A 2,976-nucleotide genomic window follows, 5' to 3' on the forward strand; every position below is an offset into this window, starting at 1 on the left:
CCTATTGTGTCCTCAACAATGCCAGATTTCTTACCCGTACATTGCACAAACAACAGAACACACAAAATAAGTAAAGCTACATTTTTCATATTTGTTTCATATTTAGATGATTAACAATACGTATTTATAATTAAAAATCATAGTATATTTAAAGAAAAAAGTTACCAGTGACTAACCTAAGTATCATAAACCCATGTATACAAATGTCTTCCTCCAGTACAATCTTGGAAAGTAGTTTAATTATCTACCAACTTTCTACATTCGCCGCATCACTTTCTCGGAAAAAAGAACTAACTGTTTTATGACTGTACACTAAAGCCATAAACGGAAGCCACAATAGCCAATCCGGTCCACAAAATTTTTGTCTTTTTACTTTTCATGTCAGTAGTTTTATTTGTTAGTCTGGATAAAGGTAGGCAACCAGCTGATAATAGCCTAAAAAAATAGCTCAAAATTACTTAATAAGCACCTCAAAAAATATCAAAACACTATATATCATATAGATAAAAAAGGAATAGACGATCAGAATCTTACCAAAAATAAACGAAAGAGAGCAGCAGATTCCCCCCTATCCGTACATTTTTATTGTCTAGCCAAGATCGATCGGCGGCGAAGAAAAACTTCGAAATAAATAAAATGTAATTACGGTTGTTCCGTAGGCATTACGATTTCATCCTCCTTGGGCCTGCACAACTTATAGGCGACACTCACATCCAGAATATCTACATCACTACATGCGTGTAGTTCCTTACGCAATCGAGAAATAGCAGAATGGAGGGAATGGATAGTACAATTTCCATCAGGCCATAAATGCTCCATGATATCCACTTTGGGCAGCTGATGTCCCTCCGCTTTGGCAAACAACATAAACAAACAAGCCATTTGAGGATTCAGTTTCGTTTTTCCGTTCTCTCCTATCAGCATATGGTTATTCGGACAAAACGTCAAGCCCTGCACCACCAGCACAGGCGAAGCCTCTTTAGCCGTTTCCATTGACGGTAGAGATATCCAAGAAGGAAAAAGTTTATGCAAGCCGATTCTGAGCCAACGGAGAACCGACCGAAAATTGGCAACGACCATCACAAGACCTGACACTGCAAAAAACAGGAAAAACAACGTGTACCACTCGTCCTCGGTGAACATGCGATACCACAGATAACTTGCAAACCCCGTGACTTCCACTTCGCTCCGCATCCCCAGATAGCAGGAAAACAGGCTATCCGCATCTGCCAGATGCACCGTATCGCCGGCATAGGAAAAGGTTTCTTTTTCGAAAAAGTCGGTCACACCCACACGAACCGATAAACGGAGGCCGGAGTCGGACACCGACTTTTGCCATGAATGTAGCAACGTGTCGGCACTTAAAGGCGAAAGTAACAAGATATAAGATTGCGTAACCCGGTATTCCGGCAACACTTCAAGGTTGTTCAACCGACGATGGATCGGTATCGCATACGATCGCTTACCCACCCCCGTAATATTCAGTTCCACCGTGTCCTTCACCATCTCTTCCTTGGACAATACCGCCTGTGACCGGTTGGAGTAGAGCGATTCTTTCATATTGTCTCTTTTCAAAAGCTCTTGTTCCAATACCTTTATGCACTCCTGCCGTGCTGTTCCTTTAAATGAAGATATATGGACATTGTAATAATACTTGCCAACCAAGAAGACACAAACGACACCAAACAGGATGGCTATACTTCCTTCTATCCACCTTACAGATTTTTTTCTTTTCATCTCCGACTTAAGATTTTGTTCGCAAAAATAATTGTTCTTTCTACACGAAACAACAAACAATGACTAAAAAACGATGACAAAATACTTCCGTCAGAAATAGTGCCGAACAGACCAACAGACGAATGTCCATAAATAAAGAAATGATGATAATGTGGTATGTCCATCAGTCTGTAGCATCCAACCGGAACTCTACCACAGGTTCATCACTGTTTACATCTGTAGTCCATAATATCCTCCGCTTTTCATCCACCGCAATGCCACACACATGACGGTCGAGTATATAACGGCGCAAGGGTGCTCCTGTCAGGCTGAACACATAAAGGTAACGGCCACCATCCTGCAGGCTTTCGCCTTGTTGGATGCTTTGGCCAATTTCCTTGAACGAAGTTCCCTGAAAAATGGCATAGACGGCACTGTCTGCCACCTGTACGTCGATGAAACCCATGATGCCCGTAGGGATGCCATACCCCTGACGTACTTGAAACTGCGGTTCGCCACCGGGTCCCAGGAGCACCGTATGCGTACTGTCGCGCAGGTTCCATAACTCAAGCACCTCGCCCAACTGGGTGGCGGCGGCCAACACATTGTTGCGGGGATTGTAGTCGATAAAACTGCGCCAGGCTTGTGCCAACGCCGGACGGGAGTGGAGCAAAGCGTCTTCGTTGGCCGTGGGGATGGAGCCGAACCGGCGTAACAGGCGGCCGTCGCGGTTCACCACGCAGAAACGGCTGTCACCCGAATAGTCGGGAACGAGGCAAGTGGAGTCGTTGATGCTGACAAAGTCGAGCGCACGGAGCAGTTGACGGTCGAGGCTGACCGTACCTACGCGAAGCAGCGAGTCGGCAGAAGGAGCAAACACGAAATGTACGACCTGCGACTTGTCGGAATCGAGGACATGGAGCGTGTCGCCTGTCCAACGCATGTTTTCGGCGGAAATTAGGTCGTCGGGGCCATCGCCACGGCGGCCGAAAGAAACCAGATGACGGAAGTCGGGAAGGCTGAAGGCGTGGAAGAAATGGTCCGTACCATGAAGATCCATCACCACGGCACGGTCTGCCTGCACGCGGATGCGGAAGGGATAGCGGAACACAGCGGTATCGAGAGGCAGCGGTGTGCCTGCAAGTTCTGCCGTTTGCGGGAAACCGTCGTAAACAGTCACCCTCTCGCGAAGAGGACGGGAACAGGCGGCGAGCCACAAAAGGACAAACGCGGCGGACAAACCGCCAGACAGTCGGGACA

2 protein-coding genes are annotated in these 2,976 nt (G+C 46.6%); both read right to left on the minus strand.

Going from position 1 to position 2,976, the window contains the following annotated elements:
• Nucleotides 1-642: 642 nt before the first annotated feature.
• Nucleotides 643-1,737, minus strand: coding sequence for a winged helix-turn-helix domain-containing protein (locus QVP67_RS00110; RefSeq protein ID WP_022161540.1), 1,095 nt, complete (start codon nt 1,735-1,737; stop codon nt 643-645).
• 163 nt (nt 1,738-1,900) lie between these two features.
• A complete protein-coding gene (locus QVP67_RS00115; RefSeq protein ID WP_441293824.1) occupies nt 1,901-2,968 on the minus strand; it encodes a BF3164 family lipoprotein in 1,068 nt (355 codons plus the stop codon).
• Nucleotides 2,969-2,976 lie beyond the last annotated feature (8 nt).

Origin of the sequence: Bacteroides sp. CAG:633 (assembly GCF_000435115.1) — a bacterium.
Lineage (GTDB): Bacteria > Bacteroidota > Bacteroidia > Bacteroidales > Bacteroidaceae > Bacteroides > Bacteroides ndongoniae.